The 24,774-nt window shown below is 44.3% G+C and carries 20 protein-coding genes; 3 read left to right on the top strand and 17 right to left on the bottom strand.

All coding sequences use genetic code 11. The features are described from left to right. Positions 1–9: 9 nt before the first annotated feature. The 5 genes from AAE02nite_RS06005 to AAE02nite_RS05985 are packed head-to-tail and all read right to left on the bottom strand — an operon-like array spanning position 10 to position 8,269. Positions 10–1,572 (bottom strand): NFACT RNA binding domain-containing protein, encoded by a 1,563-nt coding sequence (locus AAE02nite_RS06005; protein ID WP_146895951.1) that lies wholly within the window; start codon positions 1,570–1,572, stop codon positions 10–12. A 3-nt stretch (positions 1,573–1,575) separates the two neighbouring features. Further along, positions 1,576–2,337 (bottom strand): MBL fold metallo-hydrolase, encoded by a 762-nt coding sequence (locus tag AAE02nite_RS06000; RefSeq protein ID WP_146895949.1) that lies wholly within the window; start codon positions 2,335–2,337, stop codon positions 1,576–1,578. Beyond that, on the bottom strand, positions 2,334–2,609 hold the full coding sequence (locus AAE02nite_RS05995; RefSeq protein WP_146895947.1) for a hypothetical protein: 276 nt from the start codon (positions 2,607–2,609) through the stop codon (positions 2,334–2,336). The genes AAE02nite_RS06000 and AAE02nite_RS05995 overlap by 4 nt, the downstream gene beginning before the upstream one ends. Before the next feature lie 9 nt (positions 2,610–2,618). Beyond that, a complete protein-coding gene (locus AAE02nite_RS05990) occupies positions 2,619–2,996 on the bottom strand; it encodes a response regulator (protein ID WP_146895945.1) in 378 nt (125 codons plus the stop codon). 2 nt (positions 2,997–2,998) lie between these two features. Further along, positions 2,999–8,269, bottom strand: a complete 5,271-nt coding sequence (locus tag AAE02nite_RS05985) for a PAS domain S-box protein (protein WP_146895943.1) — start codon at positions 8,267–8,269, stop codon at positions 2,999–3,001. 306 nt (positions 8,270–8,575) lie between these two features. On the opposite strand from AAE02nite_RS05985, the gene miaA reads away from it, so the two are divergent. Further along, on the top strand, positions 8,576–9,496 hold the full coding sequence (gene miaA, locus AAE02nite_RS05980; RefSeq protein WP_146895941.1) for a tRNA (adenosine(37)-N6)-dimethylallyltransferase MiaA: 921 nt from the start codon (positions 8,576–8,578) through the stop codon (positions 9,494–9,496). Positions 9,497–9,531: 35 nt separating this feature from the next. Here miaA and pfkA read toward each other — a convergent pair whose 3' ends face one another. After that, positions 9,532–10,503, bottom strand: coding sequence for a 6-phosphofructokinase (gene pfkA / locus AAE02nite_RS05975; RefSeq protein ID WP_146895939.1), 972 nt, complete (start codon positions 10,501–10,503; stop codon positions 9,532–9,534). Between the two features lie 328 nt (positions 10,504–10,831). Between pfkA and AAE02nite_RS05970 the strand changes: the two genes are divergently transcribed. Beyond that, positions 10,832–11,260, top strand: a complete 429-nt coding sequence (locus AAE02nite_RS05970; protein ID WP_146895937.1) for a tellurite resistance TerB family protein — start codon at positions 10,832–10,834, stop codon at positions 11,258–11,260. 426 nt (positions 11,261–11,686) lie between these two features. On the opposite strand, the gene AAE02nite_RS05965 is transcribed toward AAE02nite_RS05970, so the two are convergent. From AAE02nite_RS05965 to AAE02nite_RS05915, 11 genes are all read right to left on the bottom strand, one after another. Continuing rightward, a complete protein-coding gene (locus AAE02nite_RS05965) occupies positions 11,687–13,444 on the bottom strand; it encodes an SLC13 family permease (protein ID WP_146895935.1) in 1,758 nt (585 codons plus the stop codon). A gap of 137 nt (positions 13,445–13,581) precedes the next feature. Continuing rightward, positions 13,582–14,769, bottom strand: a complete 1,188-nt coding sequence (locus AAE02nite_RS05960; RefSeq protein ID WP_146895933.1) for an aspartate aminotransferase family protein — start codon at positions 14,767–14,769, stop codon at positions 13,582–13,584. Positions 14,770–14,848: 79 nt separating this feature from the next. Then, the gene (locus tag AAE02nite_RS05955; protein WP_146895931.1) at positions 14,849–15,313 is read right to left on the bottom strand and encodes a hypothetical protein; all 465 of its coding nucleotides are present in this window, start codon (positions 15,311–15,313) and stop codon (positions 14,849–14,851) included. Between the two features lies 1 nt (position 15,314). Beyond that, positions 15,315–15,746, bottom strand: a complete 432-nt coding sequence (locus tag AAE02nite_RS05950; RefSeq protein ID WP_170252527.1) for a hypothetical protein — start codon at positions 15,744–15,746, stop codon at positions 15,315–15,317. A 30-nt stretch (positions 15,747–15,776) separates the two neighbouring features. Then, complete coding sequence (locus AAE02nite_RS05945; RefSeq protein ID WP_146895926.1) at positions 15,777–16,316, bottom strand: RNA polymerase sigma factor; 540 nt, start codon at positions 16,314–16,316, stop codon at positions 15,777–15,779. An 80-nt stretch (positions 16,317–16,396) separates the two neighbouring features. Further along, entirely contained in the window at positions 16,397–17,350 is a 954-nt protein-coding gene (locus AAE02nite_RS05940) for a transketolase family protein (protein ID WP_146895924.1), read from the bottom strand. Between the two features lie 2 nt (positions 17,351–17,352). Continuing rightward, on the bottom strand, positions 17,353–18,753 hold the full coding sequence (locus AAE02nite_RS05935) for a vWA domain-containing protein (protein ID WP_146895922.1): 1,401 nt from the start codon (positions 18,751–18,753) through the stop codon (positions 17,353–17,355). A 45-nt stretch (positions 18,754–18,798) separates the two neighbouring features. Further along, positions 18,799–19,653 (bottom strand): transketolase, encoded by an 855-nt coding sequence (locus AAE02nite_RS05930; protein WP_146895920.1) that lies wholly within the window; start codon positions 19,651–19,653, stop codon positions 18,799–18,801. A gap of 121 nt (positions 19,654–19,774) precedes the next feature. After that, positions 19,775–20,227, bottom strand: a complete 453-nt coding sequence (gene bcp, locus AAE02nite_RS05925) for a thioredoxin-dependent thiol peroxidase (protein ID WP_146895917.1) — start codon at positions 20,225–20,227, stop codon at positions 19,775–19,777. An 83-nt stretch (positions 20,228–20,310) separates the two neighbouring features. Beyond that, on the bottom strand, positions 20,311–22,233 hold the full coding sequence (locus AAE02nite_RS05920; protein WP_246150829.1) for a M23 family metallopeptidase: 1,923 nt from the start codon (positions 22,231–22,233) through the stop codon (positions 20,311–20,313). Then, entirely contained in the window at positions 22,220–22,831 is a 612-nt protein-coding gene (locus tag AAE02nite_RS05915; RefSeq protein ID WP_146895915.1) for a fumarylacetoacetate hydrolase family protein, read from the bottom strand. The genes AAE02nite_RS05920 and AAE02nite_RS05915 overlap by 14 nt, the downstream gene beginning before the upstream one ends. Before the next feature lie 248 nt (positions 22,832–23,079). Between AAE02nite_RS05915 and AAE02nite_RS05910 the strand changes: the two genes are divergently transcribed. After that, positions 23,080–23,868 carry a M48 family metallopeptidase gene (locus AAE02nite_RS05910; protein WP_146895912.1) on the top strand — a complete coding sequence of 263 codons (789 nt, stop codon included), beginning with the start codon at positions 23,080–23,082 and terminating at the stop codon, positions 23,866–23,868. The last annotated feature ends 906 nt before the right edge of the window (positions 23,869–24,774 follow it).

Raw genomic sequence — 24,774 nt, 5'->3', positions numbered from 1 at the left:
GGCCTTACATTAGTATTGTTCGAAAGGATTTCCGGGCTTAACCAATATTACTTTTTCGCGCTCCACGATTACAGCGCCGGGCTCGGCACCTTTGGGTTTCCGAACAAACTTTTTGGGCGTGTACAGTACGGGGCAGAGCGAATCGTTTTTGCGTTTGGAATACCAGGCCGCCAGTTGGGCCGCTTTTTCTATAACCGGCTCCGGAAAAGGTTTACCCGCCTGGTATTTTATTACTACGTGCGAACCGGCCACATCTTTGGCATGCAGCCACAAATCTTCTTTATAGCTGTGTTTTTGGGTGAGTAAATCGTTGTTTTTGGCACTTTTGCCCACTAATATTTTAAACCCACCGGTTTCAAAAGTCCGGAAAAGCGATTGTATTTCTTCTTTAGGCCCGGCCAGCATAAAATCGTTTTCCTTCATAAAAACCTTTAACTCGCGGTTCGTTTGTATGCCGGTTAATATTTGCAGCAACTGCTGGAGTTTGGTTATTTCGGCTTTTTTTGCTTCAGTCCGGTCGGATAAATAACGTAGCTCAATTTGCCGGTTTTTATTTTTTTTGTATAGGCGTTCGGCGTATTTCTGCGGGCTTTCTTTTTGGGGTAGTTTAATTTTTTTCTGGGTGTTATTATAAAAGTCAAAAACTTCTACTTCGGTAGCTTGCGGCCTGATATTGGTTAAGTTGGCCATAATCAAATCGGCCGTTTGGCTTAAAGTGCTATCGTACTCCAACTCTAGCATTTTATATTCTACTTCCTCTAAATACTTTTGCGAACCGTTTAGCTTTTTGGTAAGGTTTTGCAGCAAAGCCGCGTAATTTTGTTCGAAATGGGTTTCGCTTAAATATACCCGCACAAATTCCTGGAGAGCAGCTATAGGCTCCGTAAAGATTTGCCTTATTTCACCCACGGGCAACAGTACCAAACGGGTACGGCCGTTAATTTTAGAGATGTAGAAGGCCGGGTTTTCGAGCAACGCAATTGTTTCCCGGAAGAGCTGCCATTGTTGCTCAGGTGCGGCGCTGGAATAATTTTGTTCGTTCAGGTAAAGCAAAGGAACATCGCCCAGGGTAGGATAAATGCTAGCCAGCCTATGTGGGTTTTCCAGGAATATTTCTTTTGTAATTACCAGATTCCGGCCCATCTGACTCAGGCGCAGTTCCAGATCTTTGGTAAACTTATGCTGAAATATAGTAACGACCTCATCGCCAGAAAATAAAATAATATTAGCGCGGTTGCCGAATAATTTAAACAACAAAGCCAGATTATTTTCCAGTTGCAGGTAAAAGCTGCGTTCGTTTTCCTGTTGCACTACCGCTAGTACTTTCAGCCCAATAATTTGGGTAAAAAGGTCCACACTGTTGACCCGGGCCCGGTTGAAGGAAGCGGGGAAAGAGATAGCGGAAAATTGCGAGGAGAGCTGGGCTTTGATGTAAAAGTCTTCGGTGCCGTTGGTAAAGCCAATTACTAGTTCGTCTTTTTCCTGGCTAAAACAGGTAGCTACTACAAAATGCAGGAGCTTTTGCTCCAAGGCAGGCGTTAATTGCCGGAGAAAAAAATAATTGTTATGCACCTGTTATAATTCTATTTTCAGACCATCGTAGGCCAGACTTACAAAATCCGGCAGTTCGGCTTCTACCTCGTGGTGCAGCCCCATTAAGTGGCTGATGTGCGTTAGGTAACCTTGGCGCGGATTTAAGCGGGTTAGTATTTCTACGGCTTCTGCAAGCGAAAAATGAGAAATGTGCGGCTCTTTGCGCAAGGCTCCTAGCACAATTACTTCGGAGCCGGCAATTTTTTCCAGTTCTGCTTCTGCGATATAATTTACATCGGTAATGTATGTAAAATTATTTATCCGGAAACCCAGTACTGGCAGTTTATAGTGCTTTACCCGAATGGGAATGACCGGTATGCCCAACATTTCGAAAGGTTCTTCGGAGATATGGTGAAGGTTTACCCGGGGAATGCCGGGGTAATTATGGCCGGAGAAAATATAGGAGAATTCTTGTTTTATTTGGTTTAACACCCGCTCTTCTCCGTAAAGGGGCATGTCGTAGTTTTGCAGAAAGTTGTAGGCCCGGATATCGTCGAGGCCCGAGGTATGGTCTTTATGCTCGTGGGTAAAAAGGAGACCGTCTAACCGTTTTATGCGTTCCCGCAAAACCTGTTGCCGGAAATCAGGCCCCGAATCGATAATAATGCTTTTGCCGTTTAGTTGCAGGTGCACCGAAACCCGTAAGCGTTTGTCCCGGAAGTCTAAAGACCGGCAAACTTCGCATTCACAGCCTATAACGGGCACACCCTGGGAGGTACCGGTCCCTAAAAACGTAACGGTCACTTCGTTTCTGCTGATTTACATATTTCCTGGTAAAGCTGCAAGCTTTTCTCGCCCAAACGCTCGGTATCAATCCGGATATTGCGCAAAATATCGTACAGGCAATTAATGCGGCCTTCCAGCGGAAAATATTTATTTACAATGGCCACTTTCATGTCCTTGATTAAACAGTAACCCGCCTTGAAGTTACCTTTTTCGTACCGCAGCACATAGTCTGATTCGGAAAAAATGTCTTCAAGACGGGTCAGGAAAGAACGGGTATATTTTAACTCCATCCTTGCGGATTAAGATACATACTGTTTAACGGTTTGTACCAGCATGTCGAAATCTAAAGGCTTGGGTAAATAAGCGTTGATACCGGCTTCTTTAAATTCTTCCATGGTGTAATTATTGGCGTTTCCGGTAACGGCAATAATCGGCACGCCGGCAATTTCTTTATTTTCATGGTTCCGGATTTCGCGGGTACAATCCATGCCGTTTTTAATCGGAATATTTAAATCCATCAGAATTGCATCTATTTTCTGCTTTTCTACCTGGTTTAAAACTTCTCTTCCGTTTTTGGCGGTTACTATTTTATAATTCTGCAACTCCAGAATTTTCTTTGTCAGGTTAAGAATAACAGAGCTATCTTCAGCAATGAGAATCGTTTTCGTATCAGCCATTTTTAGTATTGAGTAAATTTTTTCGGATAGACTTTCTTAAATTTATAATAGTGCTCTAAAAGTACTGCAAAATCTTTATTTACGTTAGTTAAATCTTTCTTTTTAATGTTATGTTCCAGTTTTTTGGCTATTTCGGCAAATAAATTTATGCCTAGCGTAGAACTGGTGCCTTTTAGCTGGTGTAAAATACCCAATATTTCGGTATAATGTTGCGCTGCTACTTCTAAACCGGCTTCTTGCAGCAATGGTTCGGTTTCTTCGGCAAATTCATCGTAGAGCTGTTTGGCAAAATCGTCGCCGCCCAATTCCCGCAACTGGTCTATTACGGCATCATCTATTTCGGGATCGCCGGCTTCTGTTTCGGCTACGGCTACTGGTTCGGCTACAACGCTAATTGCATGCGGATTCTTTTTCTCGATAAACCATTTTTTAATGACGTTGTGCAGCAAACTTACCTTTATCGGTTTCGATACATAGTCGTCCAGTCCCTGGCCTAAAAACTTATCGGCATCATCTTTCATGGAGTAAGCCGTCATGGCAATAATAGGCGGGCAGGATTTTCCTAAAACTTTTTTAATTTCCGCAGTAGCCGTAACCCCATCCATTTCGGGCATCTGGATGTCCATAAATATCATATCGTAAGGGTTGGTGGCGGCCTGTTCAATGGCTTCAAACCCATTAGAGGCAATATCGGCTTTACAACCCAAACGCACTAATAATTTTTCGGCTACTTTCTGGTTTATGGCGTTATCGTCTACCAGCAGCACATAAGGCGTGGTGGTAAATTCTTCCACTTCTTCGGTTTCTTCGCGCTGCTGCTGGCTTTTAATAATATCTTCTTCGTTCTCGGCTAACTTGCATTTAATCGTAAACCAGAAGGTACTGCCCTCACCATAAACCGAATCTACGTCAATTTCGCCGCCCAACAGTTCGCTTAATTGTTTAGAAATAGCCAAGCCTAAACCAGTGCCGCCAAACGACTTGGTAGAAGAATTATCGAGCTGGGTAAAGTTGGTAAATAAAAGCTTTTTATTTTCTTCGGTAATCCCTATGCCGCTGTCTTTAACCCGAAACATAATGGTGTTATACTCCCCGTCGGTGCTAATGCTCGAAACGTTAATATGCACACTGCCGCTATTGGTAAACTTAATGGCATTAGACGTAAGGTTTGAGAGCACCTGGAGCAGGCGGGTTTCATCAGTGTAAATAAATTGCGGCGTGTGCGGCGTTATGTAGTAATTAAACCGCAAATTCTTTTGCTGCGCCCGGTTAATAAACAAATTGTGCAATTTGCTTAACGTATAATGCAGGTCTATACCGGTTTCGTTTAAGGTAAGCTTGCCCGCCTGAATTTTAGATAAATCCAGAATATCGTTTAAGATAGCCAGCAGCGCTTCCGACGATTTACGCAGGGTATCCACGTATTCCTGTTGCTCTTCGGTGTTGATGGTATGGAACAACAAGTCGATCATACCAATAATGCCATTCATCGGTGTCCGCAACTCATGGCTCATGTTAGCCAGGAACTGGGTTTTGGCGTGTAAGGCGCTTTCGGCCAAATCTTTAGCCTTAATTAATTCCAGCTGAATTTTTTTAATGTCGGAAATATCGCGGGCCACCCCTTCTATGCCGGTAACATTTCCTTCACTATCGTAAACCAGGGTAGAGTTTAACAATACATCTTTAAACGTATTATCCTTGCCTTTGAGGGTGGCTTCAAAGTTCCGGACCCGCCCATTTTGATGCAGCTTTTCTAAAAGCCGGTCGCGGTCGGTTAAATCATGGTATAACGCATGGGCCGACATGCCTTTCACTTCTTCCGGCGAGTAACCCAGCATTTCCGTTACCGATGGGCTCATCAGAATAATAGTGCCATCCAGGCTGGTTTGGTAATACAAATCCTGGAACGACTCAAAAATGCTCCGGAATTTTTCTTCGTTTTCCTGTAAGGCCAGTTCCGAAAATTTCTTCTCGGTAATATCAAGCGCCATGGCCGATATTTCTTCAAAAGAGCCATCTTCCAGGTAAATCGGGTTTAAGAAAATTTCCTGCCACCTGATTTGATTATCCAGAGTATTTATTCTTAACTCAAAATGGCAAGGTTCCCCGGAAAACGCTTTATGGTATAACTCCTGCCACACACGCAAATCATTTTCGTGCTCGGAAACGCTCAGGCTGTTAGACAAAATTAAATTATCGAAAAAGTGCGTATTTAATTCCGGATAAGTATCCCAGTTTTCTTTTAAGAAATTGGCAAAGTTCTGGTTAAAGGAAGTAAACAAATATTCGCGGTTAACCGACCACATTAAGTGAGAACCACTTTCGAAAATAGCTTTTAACCGGGCGTTCTGGTTGTTAATCTGCACCTCGTTGCGTTTCCGTTCGATGGCCAGCGCTACCTGGTTCGAAATAAAATGCAGAATTTCTATATCGGAACTGACGTAAGCTTCTTGTTTGCGGTAATCCTGCACGGCAATTACACCAATGGTGCGTTCGCCTACCATCAGCGGCGAACACAAAATTACTTCGGGCATAATACCTTTTACCTGCAGAATCCCTTTCTCTTCCAGTTCTATGAGATCCTCGCGCAGCATGTACAAGGGTTTTCCCAGGTTTATAATATACTCTGAGATGCCGTTGGAAAAAGGCCGCTGGCTTTCGAAATTATGCACGGGCTTGTGCTGATCGACGTAGTAAGCGAAGTTAAGCTGGGTTCTTTCGTCGTTGCAAAGGGCAATGTAAATGTTATTGGTCTCAATAATTTTACTTAGTTCCCGGTGAATGGCCCCATATAACGATTGTAAATCTTTACTGCTGATAGCTAAGTTGGCAATGCTGTAATAAACCTTTTGCAGTCGCTCGGCTTTAATGCGGTCGGTAATGTCGTGCAGAATGGCCCGGGTAGCCACGGCTTTGCCGTTTTGCCAGGTACAGTTAATACTACCAATTAAGTGCACGGGCTTGCCCTGTTTGGTCAGGAAAACCGTCTCAATTTTATTTACATTTTCGCCTTTGTACAGGTTACGCAACTGGTAAATCAGCTTGGCTTTGTAGTAAGGATGTACAATATCGTTCAGGCTAAGTTTTTCAATGTCAAAATCGTCGTAGCCCAGTTTATCCTGCCAGGCTTTATTTACAAAAATAAAACGGTTATCGGTCGATACATTTTGGATCAGGTCGTGGGCGTTGTCGAAAATATCCTGGAGGCGGCTCTTGTTATCTTTCAGGGCCTCCATGGCCAGTTTTTTATCGGTAATGTCTTTACCCAGGCTGATAATGCCCGAAATCTGGCCGTCTGCATCATACTCGAACATACGCTGCCACAGAAAAGTCTTTACTTCGCCGGTTTTTGAATGAATATCGCGCTCAAAATGGTTGATTAATTCCCGGTCCTGAACCATTTTCAGGTACTGCGCCTTTCTTTCGGCCCGTTCGTGCTCCGAGATAAACAATTCAAAGTAATCTTTGCCAACTAACTCTTCGGCTTTATAACCAAGTATTTCTTCAAAATATTGGTTCAGGTATTTAATATGGCCATTGCAGTCGAGGCTGATATAGGCCATTTCGACTTTACTGATAAATTCCCGGAATTGACTAATCGATTCGTTCAAAACTGCTTCTTTGCTTCTCGCCACATGGAACTGTTTAAGTTCGGTAATATCGCGAATAACCGTTTGGATATAAAATTTGCCGCCAATTAATATGCGGTTAAACCGGACTTCGGCCTCTAAGGGCGGCAGTTCCAGATGTTTTCTTTTCCACTCAAATTTAGCTTCGCCTCCGTTCTGAATAACTTCCTGCAGATAATTATTTATTTCTTCCTTTTCCTGCAGATTGTTATTGCCCAATATTTCGGGTAAGGTTCGGTTAATTAGTTTATTACGGGGTATACCGGTCAAAAACTGGGTGGCCCGGTTGCAGTCGGCTATTTGCAGGCCATCGCTCAGTAAAATCGCATCCGCAGATGAATCGAATAAGGCCTGGTATTTACTTTCGGAGTAACTTAGCTGTTGGTTTAGCTCGTGTTTGGTAATATACTGACCCAATTCGTAGCCAATCGAATCGATGAGCGATGTAAATGAAAAAGTAATCTTTTTGGGGTTATGCAAAAATAAAACCAGGGCGCCCATACAACCGGTATCGGAACAAACCGGCATCAGCACCAGATCTTTTAGGCCCAGTAAGTGTTCAAAATCCTGGTAAAGCAGCTTTACCGATTCCCGGATGGCTTTGCGATTTAATTTACCGCGTACCCCAGGGTTAAGTGCAACCAGCGGATTTTTGTTTAAAAGCAGGTGGTTGGTGCCGGTAGCCGATAATAAATTTAATTTATGGTCCGCTTCCTGGTATAAATAAATGCCCCCGCCAATAATGGCCGTTTTTTCGAGTAACTGGTCGAGGGTAAACAGCAGTATTTCTTCGGTGGTTTTAAACCGGCCCAGGTGCGAAAATAAGAAATTAATGAACTCTAACTGGTCGTTGCGTAACCGGATATTTTGCTCGGCGTTCAGGCGGTCGAGCGCATCAATGGCGCTGGCCATAATTACCGGCTGCCCTTTAAAATAACCTGGCGTTAAAACTATTTCTACCGTTATTAATTCCTGGTTTTTGCCTTTAAACCACGAATCAAATTTCTGAACATTGCCATTTAAGGCCTGGAGCAGTCTTTTCCGGAAAAAGGAGCGTTCAAAAGCGTTGAAGTCCAGAATCTCCGAAATAGGTTTGTTTATAATTTCTTCTTTCCGGTAAGAAGATAACTGCAAAGCCGCTTTGTTTAATTCGAGTATTTTACCTTCGGCATCTAAAATACAGATGCTTTCGAAGCTGTTTTCGAAAATTTCTTTGTAATTCTCTTCTTTAATTTGTTTTGCAACCGGCGTTTTGGTATTCGGGGTTTTATCGGAGATGGTACAGCAGACAAATGATCGGCCTTCGTAATCCTGGATATAAGTAAAATTTAAAGTAAGCTCTGAACGAAGATTGCCGGCAAGGGTAGTGGTATACCGGGCGTGTTTCTTTTCCGGTAAATTCAGGAGTAAATTGGTTAAGTTTTTTCTGTCGCCGGGGGCAAATAAACTCATTAAATTTGCCGACGCAGCCATATCTAAGCCAATAACTTTTTTTGCATTGGGTGTAGCGGTCAGAATAATGCCATCAGGCGCGCAAACCAATAACTTTTGTTGAGAATCAGTTAATTGCAGGGTAAGCTGCAATAAGTTTTGGGCCAATTCGGTAACGGAAGTTTCTGGATAAGATACTGGATTGATGCGCATATATTATCTGGGTTTGTAGGGCGTAATTTGTAATATTACAATATATACTTTACATAATCCGTCCTCTGCAAATTTAGTCTAAAATTCAAAAAATATAAGCAAATAAACAACTTTCGGCTTCAGAATTTAATATTTTACTTTAAGTTTATATTTGCATTTGCCCGGAGAACCTCCTCTCTGATTATTGGATTATGAGTTGAAGTATAATTTGGGTAGCACAAAGGCCGTTCCTTTTAAAATACCAACGCCTGCAACTAGGTTTAGCCGGCCGACGGCCGGTAGTTAAATTTTGTTTTTAAAACATTTATGAATCAAAAATATTACGCAAGCCCGGTTCTGGTGGTTATTGCCGGGCCAACGGCCGTTGGCAAAACCGATTTATGCCTGAAACTAGCCCGGGAACTACATACCGATATTATTTCGGCTGATTCGCGCCAGTTTTACCAGGAAATGAATTTTGGTACGGCCAAGCCCAGCCCGGCAGAGCTGCAAATGGTAAAACATTATTTTATAAACTCTCACCATATTACCGAAGAATACAGTTGCGGCGCTTTTGAGGCAGATACCCTGGCTTTACTAAATGAGCTGTTCCGGGAAAAAAGCATGGTTATTTTAACTGGCGGTTCGGGTTTGTATATTCAGGCCGTGTGCGAAGGTTTAGACGACATTCCGGAAGCTTTGCCGGCCATCAGGCAGCAGTTAATAACCCAACTGGAGCAGGAGGGGCTGCCTGGTTTACTAAAGCAATTACATGAGCTGGATCCTGAATATTACCAGCAGGTAGACCGGGCTAATCCCCAGCGCATCATCAGAGCTTTAGAGGTTTGTTATAGCAGCGGCCAGCCTTATTCGTCTTTCCGGGGCAGCGGTGCCAGGCAGCGGCCTTTTAATATTGTAAAAATTGGCCTCACCCGCGACCGGGCCGAACTATATCAGCGCATTGACCAGCGCATGGACCAGATGCTGGCTGCCGGTTTAGCAGAAGAGGCCCGTCAGCTTTATCCGTACCGGGCCCATAATGCTTTACAAACGGTTGGGTATAAAGAGATTTTTGATTTTATAGAAGAGAAACAGGATTGGACCGAAACAGTGCGGTTGCTCAAACGTAACAGCCGCCGCTATGCCAAAAGGCAGCTTACCTGGTTCCGCCGCGACCCCGCCTTTCAATGGTTTCACCCGGACAATTGGGCTGGTATTTTAGCGTATATTGCCCAACGCACCGGGTGAAAAATAATCCGAATAAATACGAGCTTATGGATTAATCAAATGCTTAATATTTCGACCATGCGCACAAAGCGCTGGTTAATAATTTTCTTTTTGTTAATGGTATCTTTAAAAGGCGTATAAACCAGCCGCGAGTTTACAATACCGGCCATTACATCGCTCTTGCCGTTTATCAGGCCTTCTACAGTAGCAATTCCTATCTGGCTGGCCAGCAGCCGGTCGGCAGCGGTAGGAGCGCCACCACGTTGCACGTGGCCCAGAATGGTAACGCGGGCATCCATCTGAGGCAAAGCTTCTTTTACCTCGGCGGCTATCTGGGTAGCATTTCCTTCTTCATCGCCTTCGGCAATAACAATTATAAAAGAAGTTTTAGAACGTTCCCATCCATTTTTGAGGGTGTTAATTACCTGTTCTACCGAAGTAATCGTTTCGGGAATCATGACAATTTCGGCGCCTCCGCCAATCGCACAGGGCATGGCAATGTAACCTGAGTCGCGGCCCATTACTTCCACAAAAAATACCCGCTCGTGGCTATCGGCCGTATCCCGGATTTTATCTATAGCATCCAAAGCCGTATTTACCGCTGTGTCGTACCCAATGGTATAATCCGTACCGTACAAGTCGTTGTCGATGGTGCCGGGTGCCCCCACAATCGGAATCCCAAACTCTTCCGAAAACATGGATGCCCCGGTAAAGGTACCATTTCCCCCAATGGCCACTAATCCGTCAATTTCATATTTCTTTAATTGTTCGTATGCTTTTTCCCGGCCCTCGCGGGTCATAAATTCTTTGCTGCGCGCCGATTTTAAAATGGTACCGCCTTTCTGAATGGTATTGCTAACGGAAGAAGATTCCATTTTGTAGAAGTCTCCGCTAATCATACCATTAAAACCTTTTCGGATACCGTATACTTCTATTCCGTGGTAAATAGCCGTTCTGACCACTGCCCGAATACAGGCATTCATGCCAGGCGCATCACCACCGGAGGTAAAAACCGCAATTCGTTTCATCTGTTATTAATTAAGCCCGCAAATTAAATAAATAACTGCTATTTAACTTCTGATTTTTTCAATGATTTAGATTTTAATTTGACATATCTAAACAGAATCGTCTTTTTTAGAAAGATTATTCAACTTGTAAACATTATGCTGGTATAAAAAAAAAGCTAAAATATATACTAAAAAAAGAATATATCGTATGGGATAATGACTACATTAAAAGAATTTGGTAGCGCAACATCGGTTATATTTCATTTAACTTTTGTTGCGTTCTCCAACCTTGTTTCTGCTAAAAAATGAGGTGCCCTTTGGTCGAAAGTAAATTTAAACTATACGCTATATGTTTAATTTTTTTGAAAGCGAACAAATAAAACGGGTTAAAAACCATATTACCAACCTGGGGGCACTGGCCCGGATAGACGGGCATTTAGACGCTACTGAGCTCAATTACATTATTGCGGTGGGCCAGAAAAATGGCTTGAAACCGGAAGATGTGCGGGCTTTGATTGCCAACGGCGAAAAAGTTCAGATACACCTGCCGGAAAATGATTCGGAACGCTTCGACCAGATTTATGATTTGGTAGAAATGATGCTGGCCGATGGCATTGTAGACGACAATGAGATGGAGTTTTGCATGATGATGGCGAGTAAACTAGGTTTCCGTAAGGCAATTGTGGGCGTACTGGTTCGCAAAATTCAGATGGGTGTAAAAGACGGATTTACAAGAGAACAGATTAAGAGCGAGTCGCAGTCTTTTCTGAAGTTGTAAATTCTCAACGTCGGCTGCCGGCTTTAGGCGCTGAATGGCCAGCCATAAAAAATAATAAAGTAAACTTTGGGTAAAATTATTGAAAGTCCCCCTTCGGAGGGGCAAGGGGGAGGATTTACAATGTTAAAAAACCATTTTGCGAAAGTCCTAATAAAGTAAACTTTGGGTGAAATTGTTTACCGCTATGGCTGATTGCGGTAATATCATTTTCTCCGGCACAGTACCCGTTAAAATTTCTTTTCCTTTAAAGTGTAAGCTTAAATGAAGCTAGCGCTCCAGCGGCTATCCTGCATCTTCCCTTTCGCCTTTCAGTAGGCTGCTGCTTTTAGATCGGCCTTTAAGTTTTAGACCTGGCATAATTTGATATACCTACTCCAAAGAACTTCTTTTAGCCTAAAAGAAATATTGCCAATGTCCGGCAGCGGCTTATAATGGCCAGAATACCGGCACCATAAAAATAATGATCAAAATCAAGATTAAGGTTAGCCCGGAGCCAACCTTCAGGAAATCGCTGAAACGATACTTGCCAGGTCCGTAAACCAGGATACAGGAGGGCTCGAAGGGGGTAACCAGCGAAACCGAGGCTGCCAGCATAACCGCAATCGCAAACGTACGCGGATTAGAATCGAGGGCTGCCGCCGTTTGGAGCGCTACCGGCACAATTACCAACGCCGCCGCCGCATTAGACATAGGTTGAGTTAAGAAAACGGTCAGGAAAATAAAACCGGCCAGTACCGATATTTTGCCAAAAGGCGCCAGCCAATCGACAATGCCATTCGCCAAAAATTGGGCAGCCCCGGATTTATCCATAGCGGCCCCAAAAGCTGTCATACCGCCAATCAGAATGAGTAAGCGCCAGTCTATGGCTTCGTAAGCTCTATCGGTGCTGATACAACCGGTCAGGATGCTGATAACGGCGGCGCCCAAAAAACTAATGGATAAGGGCAGCACACTAAACGAACCCAGAATAATAGCCAGTACAAAAGCCGAGATCGTTATGATGCCTTTCCGCTTCCGGAACAGAACCTGCGAAAATTCTTCCAGTACAGCCAGGTGCTGATTCGAACGCAGATAATTAAGTCGTTCCTGCGCACCCTGTACCAGCAGCAAATCACCCAGTTTCAGTTTTACATCACTTATCTGGGTTCGCAGGGTTTCGCCCTGGCGCGAAACAGCTAATACCGTTAGCCCATAGCGCCTTTGAAAATCGATTTCTCGGATGGTATGGCGGATTAGGTTAGAGTGAGCGGTAATTAATATTTCGGCCAGGCGAATATCCGGACTTTGTAAAGCGTCTTCCAATACCACATCGGCCATTATTTCAATGCCTTTGGTTTCCCGGATGGTAATTAAGTCGTCTATTTCACCTTCTACCAACAAAATATCGTTGGCCTGAATGCGGGTCCGGTAATCCGGCAGAAACTTTTCTTTTCCCCGGATAATATTCAGCATTTTAAATTTTTTCTTGCTTAAATCTGAGGCATAAACCAACTGATTGACCAGCGGTGAATTTGGGAGCACCAGAACCTCGGTAATATATTTCTGCATCTTATATTCTTCGGTTAAGGCGCTATCCTGGTGATTAGGTAATAATCTCCGGCCAATGGTCATCATGTAGAGCATCCCCACCACAAAAATAATTAACCCTATGCCCGATATTTCGAACATGCCTACCGGTGCGAGGCCGGCCTTATCGATATACCCACTCACGGCTACGTTGGTGGAAGTGCCAATAAGGGTACAGGTACCGCCCAGAATGGAGGCAAAAGCCAAAGGCATTAATATTTTAGACGCGCTAAACTTTAATTTGCGCGAAACACCCATCAGCGGCGACACAAACATGGCCGTAACGGTGGTATTATTCATGAAAGCCGAAATAGTACCCGATATTAACATTACCAGAAACAGCAGAATGTTGGCGCCACGGCTGGCTATTTTTACCAAACGGGCAATCATAAACTCCAATATTCCGGTTTCTTCCAGAGCCGCGGTTAGCACGAAAATCGAGGCCAGAATTACGATGAAGTCACTGCTGAATCCGGCAAACGCCTCCTCGGGGGTAATAATGCGGGTGGTGCAGAGCACAATCAGCATGATGAGGGTTACGATATCAACAGATATTTTTTCTGTAGCAAATAATATTATGGCAATAAACAGCAGCGATAAAACTATAACAATTTGCATGTAATTTTTGCTGGAGGGTTATCAGGATAAGCGGAATTTAAACTTTACCAGTTTAATAAGTTTTTTAAATCAGGTAATGCTTTTACTCTAAAAGTTAAATTTAGTTTACCAGATCTAATTTAAAAGAAATTACCCGCTCAAGTAACTTCGTTTATAGCATCTAATATTTGGGTGCAGGCCTCTTTTATCTGTTCGGGAGTAATGGTAAGGGGCGGAGCCAGGCGCATAGAGTTGTCGCAGAATAAAAACCAATCTGTTATAATGCCTTTGGCAATTGCCTTGTCTATAATGGGTTTAAGTACGGCAAACGATTCGAATTCCACGGCCATTAATAAACCGCTGTTGCGTATTTCCTTAATTTTAGGATGCACCAGTAATTGCCGGAATAAAGCCGCTTTATCTGCCACCTGGCTTAAGAGATTACCGGATTGGATTACGTTTAGGGTGGCCAAAGCCGCCGCACAGGACACCGGATGACCACCAAAAGTAGTAAGGTGCCCCAGTATCGGGTCGTTTTTAAAAGTGCCCATAATCTCGGCGGAAGAGATGAAGGCTCCAATGGGCATGCCGCCGCCCATGCCTTTGGCACATAAAATAATATCCGGTATTATCCCATACTTTTCAAAGCCCCAGAAAGTACCCGTACGACCAAAACCGGTTTGTATTTCGTCCAGGATGAGCAGGGCACCAGTTTGGGTACATTTTTCCCGCAGGGCCTGCATATAAGCGGTATCCGGCAAACGCACCCCAGCTTCGCCTTGTACAGCTTCAATAATTACCCCGGCGGTGTGGTGGGTTATTTTATTTAGGTCGGGTAAATAATTATAATAAATATGGGTAACAGCGGGCAACAAAGGCCGGAAGCTTCTCTTAAAGTTTTCGCTGCCGGTAACCGATAAAGCGCCGTGTGTAGAACCGTGGTATGAATTAAAACACGAAATTAACTCGGTGCGGCCGGTAAATCTTTTAGCTAATTTCAGCGCACCTTCTACGGCTTCGGCGCCGGAATTTACCAGGTAAGTATTATTTAAAGCGGCGGGTAAGGTTTCCTGCAGGGCATTGGCCAGTAGTACCTGGGGCGCCTGCACAAACTCACCGTAAACCATCAGGTGCAAATATTTATCTAACTGGGCCTGGATAGCCGAAATTACCTGCGGGTGCCGGTGACCAATATTACTCACCCCAATGCCGGAAATCAAATCGATATAGGCTTTTCCGTTAACGTCGTACAGGTAAACGCCTTCGGCTTTTTCGATTTCCAGCATCAGCGGAAAATCGGAAGTCTGGGCCTGGTGTTGTAAAAAAAGTTGGCGGTGCGAAAGCATAAGCTTATTTTTTCACGAAAGAACATAAAAAAAGCCTGAATTATTTATTCAGGCTTTATAATTTCTTTAAAGGGGCAGCTTATTTACCGGTGGTACTGCGATCGCCATCCAGTTTTTTTAACAATACCCGCGTAAATTCTCTTTCGCTGCGGTATAACATTGCCAGTTGGCGTACCGATATAACCCGCAGAAATTTGTCCATATATTGTTTATCTAAATCCAGTTCGCCCTGGCGCCAGCTTAAACGCGTGTTCAGCGCATTCCGGATTTCAACATCGTTCATGGCATCCAGGTTTTCGTTGCGTAAAGACCGCCATTTATTGCGGTAAGCTTCTCTTTCGGTTTCGAGTTGGTTATAAATAGGCCAGAACCGCTGCGACTGCTCTGGTGTTAATTCAAGCTTTTCGGTAAGAAAAGCAATTTTAGCATTCTGAATATTTTGTAAACGTTCTTTGCTCGGGTGGTGCCGATCTTGCGAAAAGCCCTGGGTACTGGCACTGATTACTAAAAAAAGTAAAATAAAGCTTAAAGGTAATTTTTTCATTTTAGTAGGTTAATTCATCTAAATCGGCTAGTTCCACCTCCCGTTCCAGCTCCGCATCCGAAGCCTGAATAAATTCGTGGGTGAAATCCTGTTCTGCCTGGGGCAACATGGCTAAATCATAACTATCCAGTTGGTCAGATGTTAGCAAGTAATCCATGGCCTCCTGGTCCGATACAGCGGCCAGTATTTGGGTACTTTCGCCGGTATAAGTTCCAGGCTCAGAACTATTATATAAAAATATAGAAATAAATGAAATAACCAAAGCCAGGCCGGCTAAAGCGCTCTTCAGCCAAGGCAAAGCTCCAAAAGTAAAAACACCGGAGTTTTCCTGGCGGTGGCCATTAACCCTGGTCATCATCTGTGCCGGTAACTTTTCGAAATAATCAGCCGGCACCTCGTAAATATTCTTCTTCGGTATTTCGTCCAGTTTCATATTTATTAGAGTGAGAATCAAGGTTAAGGTTTAATGTTGGGTTAAAAAATCTTCTATTTTTTTTGCGGCCAAATGATAAGAAGCTTTTAAGGCGCCTACCGAAGTACCTAATATTTCCGAAATCTGCTCGTACGTCAAATCGTCGTAATAACGCATATTAAAGACCAACCGTTGCTTGTCGGGCAGCCGCAGCAGGGCTTTCTGTAATTTTTTTTGTATTTCGTCGCCTTCCAGGGTAGGGGTGGCATCAATCTTTTCGGCCAGCTCCGCGGCAACATCATTTAAAGGTAAAAAAAATTTGCGCCTTTTGGAGGAAAGAAAGTTAAGGCACTCGTTGGTGGCGATGCGGTAAATCCAGGTGTAGAGTTGCGATTCCTGGCGGAAGTTTTCCAGGTTTTTCCAGATTTTAATAAAGGTTTCCTGCGTCAGATCATCGGCATCGTCGTGGTCGATAACCATTTTGCGGATGTGCCAGTAAACCTTTTGCTGATATTTCCGCACCAATTGGTTATAGGCAAAGTTGCGGCTATCAGGGTTTAAAAATTTCTGAACTAAGTCTTTGTCTTCCAAAGGTCGTTATTCGTCTTTCGTTATTCGTTGTTCGAATAAAATGTTATCCGGCCAACGAATAACGATGAACGAACAACGTATTATTTACGAGCCATTACTTTTTGTACGGCTTCTACTATGGCGCCTTCATTTAACCGGTATTTTTCCATTAACTGCTCCGGGGTACCGCTTTCACCAAAGCTATCGTTTACACCTACCATTTCGAGCGGCAGCGGCATTTTGCGGGCTAATAATTGCGCGATGCTGTCCCCTAAACCGCCGTTCAGCTGGTGCTCTTCGGCCGATACCACGCACCGGGTTTTGGCAACTGAAGCTAAGATAGCTTCCTCGTCTAAAGGTTTAATGGTGTGGATATTAATAATTTCGGCATCAATGCCTCTTTCGGCTAATATTTTCCCGGCCAGTACGGCTTTCCACACCAGGTGACCGGTGGCGAAAATACTCACATCTTTGCCTTCGTTTAATACCCAAGCTTTGCCTATCTCAAACTTCTGGTCGGCGGGCGTAAAATTAGGTACTACCGGGCGGCCAAAGCGCAGGTAAACCGGACCTTCGTATTCGGCAATGGCAATGGTAGCGGCTTTGGTCTGGTTAAAATCGCAGGGGTTAATTACGGTCATGTGGGGCAGCATTTTCATCATGCCCAAATCTTCCAGAATCTGGTGGGTTGCGCCGTCTTCGCCCAAGGTAACCCCGGCGTGCGAAGCGCAAATTTTCACGTTTTTACCCGAGTAAGCTACCGACTGGCGGATTTGGTCGTACACCCGACCGGTAGAAAAATTGGCAAATGTACCGGTAAAAGGAATTTTACCGCCAATGGTCATACCGGCAGCCAAACCAATCATATTGGCTTCGGCAATACCTACCTGGAAAAACCTTTCCGGGAAATCTTTTTTAAAGGCATCCATTTTCAGGGAGCCGGTCAGGTCGGCGCAAAGCGCTACCACATTGGGGTTGGTTTTTCCTAATTCGTGTAAACCGGCACCAAAACCGGAGCGAGTATCTTTCGACTCGGTATAAGGGAAATCTTTCATCTTTATTTCGTAAATAGTTTAACGGTTGTCGTGACGGCAGAACGAATGGTAAAATCCTGCACATCGGTGAATTTACTGCCCCGGGCAAATTTACTGCGGTAAACGAGCCGGTAATTACCCGGTTGTAATGGCAAATTTAATTTACTGAAGACCTCCGGTAAGTTATGTACCCAGGTCTGTTGCCCATTGCTATCCAAAGTATACAAACTGCCGTAACCCTGCAAATCCGAAGGAATACTTAATATGCCTGGGGCCGGGTAAGTAACCGTGGTCATCAGGCCGGCTTTGAGGGCAACATCTTTCATGTAAATCCGGGGCAGCGTTAATATTTCTAAATCGTAATTACCGGTCAAATATTTTTGCCGGGAACCAAACGGCTGAGCCACCAGGGTTTTCTCCGAATTATTTTCCCGTACCAGCGCTTGTACCACCCCGTAGGGCGAAGGCCCATCCTGCCGCAGATGCAAAGTGCCCTGCGGAATGGGTACCGAAAACACATTGTGCTTACCCGGTTTTATATCCAGGCGGGGCAGGATGGTGGGCGGTAAGGTATTAATTACCAAATCATAACTAATTACAGCATCAATAGCCAGGTTGTCGGGTTTGCCGTTCTGGTCCAGGTAATGCACGTAATTATACTCCGGCTCATTGGTTAAGGCATTCAGCAGGGTCAGGTTTACATTGGTTTCCACGGGCCGGCCGCGATCATCTTTTAACTCAATAGCCACCGTGGTTTTACTTAATGCAATATCCACTACCTGCTTTAGAATGCTGTTAAATGCGTTTATATCGGCCGCATTAAAATATTGCCCTACGCACGAAAACTGCTGCTCAAACTGACTGTCGGCGCCAATACCAATGACAAAGGGCCGTAAAAAAATATTCTTTTTCTGCAACGCTAGCGAAGCCGCACAAGGGTCACCGCCGCACGATTCCAGTCCATCGGTAATCAGGATAATAATATTCCGGGCCGTCTTATCGGCCGGAAAATCGTTAGCCGACTGGGTGATGGAATAGGTAATAGGCGTATTCCCTTTGGGCGTAATTGTTTTTAAACGCGTAATAATTTGCTTTTCATTGTTTTCGGCAAAAGGTACTTCCAGCTTCGAATCCTGGCAATTATTACTTTCCCGGCCGTATAAATGCCCGTAAACCCGCAGGGCCAACTCTAAGTTTTGGTATTGCTGCAGTGAATCTACCAGTTTCGACAGCAGATTTTTGGCTACCTCGGTGCGGGTGCTGCTTTCCCACTTTGCCAGCATACTGCCCGACATATCCAGCATAAACAAAATGCGGGTTTTCTGGGGTACTTCCGGGCGGTTATTTCCCTGGGCCTGAACGGTACTACTACCAAGCAGACAAATAAGCAGGCAAAAAAAGAAAATATACCGGGGAGCATGCATGTGGCAATTTGCAAAATAAAAGGTTATCAGCCGCCGACGCTTTTATTAATAGTCGTCGTTGGCTGCTTTTAACTGCAATAAAGCTTCCTGTAACTGCGCATCGTTGGGTGCAACGCCGTGCCATTTGTGCGAGCCCATCATAAAATCAACGCCGTAACCCATAATGGTATTCATTAATATCATGATGGGTTTGCCCTGACTGGTGAGCGATTTAGCTTCTTCCAGGGTTGGAAGCAGATCATTAAAATCGTTACCATTGGTTTCCAATACTTTCCAGCCGAATGATTCCCATTTGGCATGCAGGTTACCCAGGTACATAATGGCATCGGTTGGCCCGTCTATCTGCTGACCGTTGCGATCTACTATAGCAATTAAATTATCTACTTTGTGGTGCGGGGCATACATGGCAGCTTCCCACACTTGTCCTTCGTCCAGTTCGCCGTCACCCATCAGCACGTAAACTAATTTATCGTCGTTGTTTAATTTTTTGGCCTGTGCCGCGCCGGTTGCTACCGATAAACCCTGGCCCAGAGAGCCCGAAGCAATCCGGATGCCCGGTAAGCCTTCTTCGGTGGCTGGGTGGCCTTGTAGCCGGGAGTCTAACTTCCGGAATGTTGCTAGTTCTTTCACATCAAAATAACCAGCGCGCGCCAAAACACTGTACCAAACCGGCGAAATATGGCCGTTAGATAAGAAGAATAAATCTTCGTTGCGGCCTTCCATTTTAAAGTCCGGATTATGATCCATTATTTTAAAATAAAGAGATACCAGTAATTCGGTACAGCCCAAAGAGCCGCCCGGATGGCCGGAGTTAACGGCGTGTACCATACGCAGAATGTCGCGCCTTACCTGCGCAGCAATTGTTTTGAGTTCTTCGGTATCTTTATTAAATGGATTCATAGGTATATTTTAAGTGTTTAGTTCTAAAGCGGAAAGTTGTAAATTATTATTTAAAATTAAAAGTGTCAAAAAAACAAATATTAAGTTTATTGCCTAATAATTAAACGAATAAGGATAATTATTAAGCTTTGACCAACTGTGCAGCGTGATCTTTGGTATCTACTTTGGTAATTATATTTTCGATGGTGCCGTTTTCGTCGATTACAAAAGTATAGCGCATGGTGCCCATGTATTTACGGCCGTACATCGATTTCTCTTGCCAGACACCATAATCTTCTACCATTTTTTTATCGGTATCGGATAAGAGCGTAAAAGGTAACTCAAATTTCTGAATAAACTTCTGGTGCGATTTTTCATCATCTACGCTTACCCCGATTATTTCGTAGCCTTGCTGGCGCAAATCGTAATAATTATCGCGGAGGTTGCAGGCCTGGGCGGTACAGCCCGGCGTATCGTCTTTCGGGTAAAAATAAATAACCAGTTTACGGCCCTGATAATCGCTTAATTTATGGACAATCCCATCCTGGTCCGGAATGGCAAAATCGGGTGCTTTATCGCCAATATTTAGTTTCATAAAGAGCTATATTTAAAAGTGAGGCGCCCAAAGATATAAAATCCCAGGCTTTTTGTAAAATAAACAATAAGTAAATTACCGGGTTAAATTTTTACCCGGTAAATGGTTTCGTTGCCTATGGCATCTTTTAAGCGCAGCACAAAATCGCCGGCTAAAGGCTCCGCTTTATTCAGGCGCTCCGAGGTAAGCGTAGCGTTTTTGTGTTCAAATGTCATCAGCAGAAACTCGCCGTTTAGTTCGGCCCGGAAAGAAGTTACGCCGGATAAATCATCGGCAATTTTTAATTTTATTACCTGCGGCGATTTGGTTAGTAACCGGACCGTAGGCGGCTTGGTATCGCTGAATATTTTGTATTTACCTAAATTACGGGCCGAAAAAGTAATATTATCGCCTTCCCACGCCCCACCTAAAAAGCCCCGGCTGTTGCCCCAGCCCAAATAATAAACGGCAGCTTTGCTCTTATCGGTAATATTTTCGTTTGCTTTTAGGGTTACTTTTACCGGCTGGAACAGCGGCGTAAGCGGGCTGCTGATGCTGTAAATGCCGTTGTTATAGGAGGTGTGCAGGTAGAGCGTATCGAAAAGGGAGTTTTTATTGAAAATAATATTCATGTACCGGTTGGTAAACGCATATTCGGTACCCGCCGGAACCGCCAGGTTCTGAGCGAATTTTTTGGTGAGATTATTCCAGCGGATAGAGTCGGGCAGGCCCCCGCGTAAATCGTAGAGGTATACGGCGTAGGAGGCTTGGGAATAACTCGGCACTAAATCGTACTGCATTTTGCCCACAAATAAGCGCATGGATTGCGGCTGGCGGGCCGTATCGCCGGCTATCACTTTTAGTAAGTTCTCGGCTATTTCGTAACTGAAATCAGGCTTTTTAACCATAGGGCCGGGCGTATAAAAGTAGGCAGGTTTTTCGCCGCGCAAGGTAAACTGCAGGGTAGTGGTGTTGTTATGCGAGTCTTTTAAAACCACGGTAACGCCATACGTGCGGCCGGGTTCTACCCGTAATTTACCGCGGCCCGCGCCGGCATTATAAATAGGCAAACGGTTCCCGTCGTCTACGTAGCACTTCTGGAAATTTTTGCCGGTGGTTTTGTAATATTCATAATTAATGTGCCAGGAAACGTGCCGGTTTAATTCAAATGGTACCCCATCAATTAAATGATTATAGAAAGGTTTGCCATCTATTAGGATGTCGACCTGCTGTACGCCGTTTTTGTTAGGGGCCTGGTTTAGCCGGTCGAAGGCGAACACTTCGAAACCAATTAAGCCATGGGCCGAGAGGGTGTCGGGCAAGGTCAGGTCCGTACCATTTTTAACGGGGGTAAATTCGAAGCGGCCAAAGCGGTTATTAACGCGGCTGTCGATGGAGAGGGTTTTGATGGCAATGGCGTTGAAGGTCGGGGCAATATCGTCGCGTATTTCCGGAAAATTATATTTAAGTGGGTTAAGCAAGGCATTTTTTTCGTCGCGCACTTCAAAATGCAAATGTGGGCCGCCTGAACCGCCCGTATTACCCGACTTGGCTATTTCGTCACCTTTCCGGACCACAAACATATCTTTGGGGATATTTAACCGCAATTCAAAAGCTTCCTGCTCGTAATGTTTGCGCAGTACGTAATCCCAAATAGCCGGCGAAAAACTTTCGAGGTGGGCGTAGGTAGTAACCAGGCCATTGGGGTGCGTAATGTAAATCATGTTGCCGTAGCCGTAGGTGGAGACCTCGATGCGGGAAATATAACCATCGGCGGCGGCGTAAACCGGCAAGCCGGTAACCTGGTTGGTTTTAATATCAATGCCCCCGTGAAAATGGTTCGGCCGGATTTCGCCCATGCTACCCGCCAGGAAGTTTTGCTGCCCCGGCATAATCGGGAACCCAAAATAACCCGTTGGTACTAAATCGGGGGTGTACTCTAATTGGTTAAACTGCGCCTGCCCATTAAAGGCAAAAAGAAACAGGAGGCTGAAAAAAGCTAACCTTGTTTTACTATTTAATTTCAAAATCTAAAAGCTTTTTATCTTGTATAAATCCTTCCAACCGATCGCCAATTTTAATGGGGCCAACGCCGCTGGGCGTACCCGTAAAAATCAGGTCGCCTTTTTTTAAGGTGATAAACCGGGACATATAAGCCAGCATATCTTCAAAAGAATTCAGCATCATGCTGGTGTTTCCGTTTTGTTTTTCCTGACCGTTTACCAGCAACCGGAAATTTATGTTTTTTAAATCCGGAAAATCGTTAACCGGCAAAAACTCCGACACGGGGGCCGAACCGTTAAAACCTTTGGCTAAGGTCCAGGGCAGGCCTTTACTTTTGGCTTTGGCTTGCAGGTCGCGGGCCGTAAAATCAATACCCAGGCCAATGGCATCGAAATATTTAAGGGCAAATTTGGGGGCAATATTTTTGCCTTCTTTCGAAATGCGCAAAACTATTTCTATTTCGTGGTGAATATCCTGGCTGTAATCCGGGTAATAAAACGGATCGTTGTTTTTGAGTAACGCGGTATCGGGTTTAAAAAATATAACCGGTTCGTCCGGAATGGGATTATTCAGTTCGGCGATATGTTCGGCGTAATTCCGGCCGATGGCTAGTATTTTCATGGTAAGCTAAATTTAAGCAGGTCAAAAATAAATTAATATTTCCGGGCATAAAAATCTGATTTTAAGATTTTGACGGTTTAGCCGGCCCTGAAGCGTATAACATTTTAGGAATAGGAAATCGTATACTCTGCAATTGGCATGAAAGGTGTACAGGTAAATAGCGCAACGAGATGCTTTAACCGGGTTCGTTTTAATCTTACCGGATAATATTGCCAGGTAAAAAAATGTGTTACTAAAAAAATTAAAAGATGTTCAGAAAAATATTCTTTTCAGTTGTGATGCTCGCCATGGTAGCTTGTACTACGGTGCCCATTACGGGGCGGCGGCAGTTGGCCCTGGTTTCGAGCGGGGAGATGCAGCAGATGAGTTACCAGGCTTACCGCCAGGTATTAGATACGTCCAGGGTATTAAATAACAGCGATGCGACCATGGTAAAACGGGTTGGCGGTAAGATTCAGCGGGCAGTAGAACAGTATATGGCTCAAAATAATATGTCGGGCCAATTGCAGGGCTTTCAGTGGGAGTTTAATTTAATTCAGGACAAACAAGTAAATGCCTGGTGTATGCCGGGCGGGAAAGTAGCCGTTTATACCGGTATTTTACCTATTACCCAAAACGAAACGGGCTTGGCGGTAGTAATGGGCCACGAAATTGCCCATGCCATTGCCAAACACGGCGAAGAACGGATGAGCCAGGCGGTGGCAGCCCAGGCGGGCGGCTCAGTGGCAGCGGCGGCTATGGGCGGTTCGGCTGCTTCACAAAACGTGTTTCTGAATGTTTTTGGCGTAGGTAGCCAGTTAGGTATGCTGCGCCACGGCCGGAAGCAGGAGTCGGAAGCCGACCATTTAGGATTAATTTTTATGGCGATGGCCGGTTACGATCCGCAGCAGGCCGTGCCATTCTGGCAAAGAATGGCCTCGCAGAAAGGTGGGGGAGGCGCACCGCCAACCTTTTTATCTTCGCACCCCTCCGACGAAACCCGTATTGCCGATTTACAAAGGCTAATGCCGCAGGCTTTAAAATATTACAAGCGATAACAGCTAATTTAAATTCTGCCGACCAATACTAACAGCTAATAACTGCGCTGGAATTTCGGTGGAAGTAAATGGTAGTTGGTACAACTACCAGGCAAAATACGAGTCGGTGAAAGCCCTGGAACCTGCGGGATCCGGGAGGAATAGGTTAAGAGAAAGTTTTATACCAAATAATCTAAACCGCTTCCTAACCCAAGGCAATCAGATTATCAGATGCAGCCTACCTCACAGGTTTTTAGCGGCCTGTGAGGTACGCCGTTCTATCAGCCGGCTTTGCTGCGGGCTAGCCGCTCTAATAATATTTCCTCAAATAAAATTGCTAAACTGTACATACCCCCGTTGCGCTGCGGTAAGCTCTAATTTTCTTTCCTGCGCTAGGGGCTTATACAACAGGCGAAAATCCTCTTTTCATTTCTCAGTCTAACTGCTGTAAATCTGGCCCGCGGTACAAATAAAATCCATTATTGTCTGCCCGGCAATCGGAAACTTTCCTTCTTAACTAAAAAATTGTAGACGTCCTGCGGCAGATTTCAAGCAGCGGTGTTTTAGTTGATGTTTAAACTATTTCCCCTGCCTAGTAGTGCTCCCAGCCAAATTTTGAACAGGATTAGATTTAATTCCTCCTTTCCAATTTTAGCCTATATCAAACGGTTATCATAAAGTGCTTTTAAAGCTGCTAATTGAGAATAATAGCCAAAAAATACAAATTTTGCTCAGCTATAATCAGGTGGTAGTTTCTTGCTCGTTAATCTATAAAAATGTAAAATAATATAGATGCTTTTTTAGAGAGATTTGGTTGTGAATTAATCATCTTATTTTATAAGATTATAGTTATTTTAAGTCTCTAAAGTGTGAATTTACTTTAATTACCTAAATGGGTATAGGAATAGTCTTAAAGGGTAATATCTG

The organism is Adhaeribacter aerolatus, assembly GCF_007991635.1.
In the GTDB taxonomy this organism is placed as follows: Bacteria; Bacteroidota; Bacteroidia; order Cytophagales; family Hymenobacteraceae; genus Adhaeribacter; species Adhaeribacter aerolatus.
The sequence above is the reverse complement of the archived record's forward strand: the minus strand, read 5'-3'. Positions and strand labels throughout refer to the sequence as shown.

Excerpts from the sequence above, each read along its gene's own strand:
- AAE02nite_RS05995 (WP_146895947.1), bottom strand. The coding sequence starts at position 2,609 with ATGGAGTTAAAATATACCCGTTCTTTCCTGACCCGTCTTGAAGACATT.
- AAE02nite_RS05990 (WP_146895945.1), bottom strand. The coding sequence starts at position 2,996 with ATGGCTGATACGAAAACGATTCTCATTGCTGAAGATAGCTCTGTTATT.
- AAE02nite_RS05985 (WP_146895943.1), bottom strand. The coding sequence starts at position 8,269 with ATGCGCATCAATCCAGTATCTTATCCAGAAACTTCCGTTACCGAATTG.
- miaA (WP_146895941.1), top strand. The coding sequence starts at position 8,576 with ATGAATCAAAAATATTACGCAAGCCCGGTTCTGGTGGTTATTGCCGGG.
- pfkA (WP_146895939.1), bottom strand. The coding sequence starts at position 10,503 with ATGAAACGAATTGCGGTTTTTACCTCCGGTGGTGATGCGCCTGGCATG.
- AAE02nite_RS05970 (WP_146895937.1), top strand. The coding sequence starts at position 10,832 with ATGTTTAATTTTTTTGAAAGCGAACAAATAAAACGGGTTAAAAACCAT.
- AAE02nite_RS05965 (WP_146895935.1), bottom strand. The coding sequence starts at position 13,444 with ATGCAAATTGTTATAGTTTTATCGCTGCTGTTTATTGCCATAATATTA.
- AAE02nite_RS05960 (WP_146895933.1), bottom strand. The coding sequence starts at position 14,769 with ATGCTTTCGCACCGCCAACTTTTTTTACAACACCAGGCCCAGACTTCC.
- AAE02nite_RS05955 (WP_146895931.1), bottom strand. The coding sequence starts at position 15,313 with ATGAAAAAATTACCTTTAAGCTTTATTTTACTTTTTTTAGTAATCAGT.
- AAE02nite_RS05950 (WP_170252527.1), bottom strand. The coding sequence starts at position 15,746 with ATGAAACTGGACGAAATACCGAAGAAGAATATTTACGAGGTGCCGGCT.
- AAE02nite_RS05940 (WP_146895924.1), bottom strand. The coding sequence starts at position 17,350 with ATGAAAGATTTCCCTTATACCGAGTCGAAAGATACTCGCTCCGGTTTT.
- AAE02nite_RS05935 (WP_146895922.1), bottom strand. The coding sequence starts at position 18,753 with ATGCATGCTCCCCGGTATATTTTCTTTTTTTGCCTGCTTATTTGTCTG.
- AAE02nite_RS05930 (WP_146895920.1), bottom strand. The coding sequence starts at position 19,653 with ATGAATCCATTTAATAAAGATACCGAAGAACTCAAAACAATTGCTGCG.
- bcp (WP_146895917.1), bottom strand. The coding sequence starts at position 20,227 with ATGAAACTAAATATTGGCGATAAAGCACCCGATTTTGCCATTCCGGAC.
- AAE02nite_RS05915 (WP_146895915.1), bottom strand. The coding sequence starts at position 22,831 with ATGAAAATACTAGCCATCGGCCGGAATTACGCCGAACATATCGCCGAA.
- AAE02nite_RS05910 (WP_146895912.1), top strand. The coding sequence starts at position 23,080 with ATGTTCAGAAAAATATTCTTTTCAGTTGTGATGCTCGCCATGGTAGCT.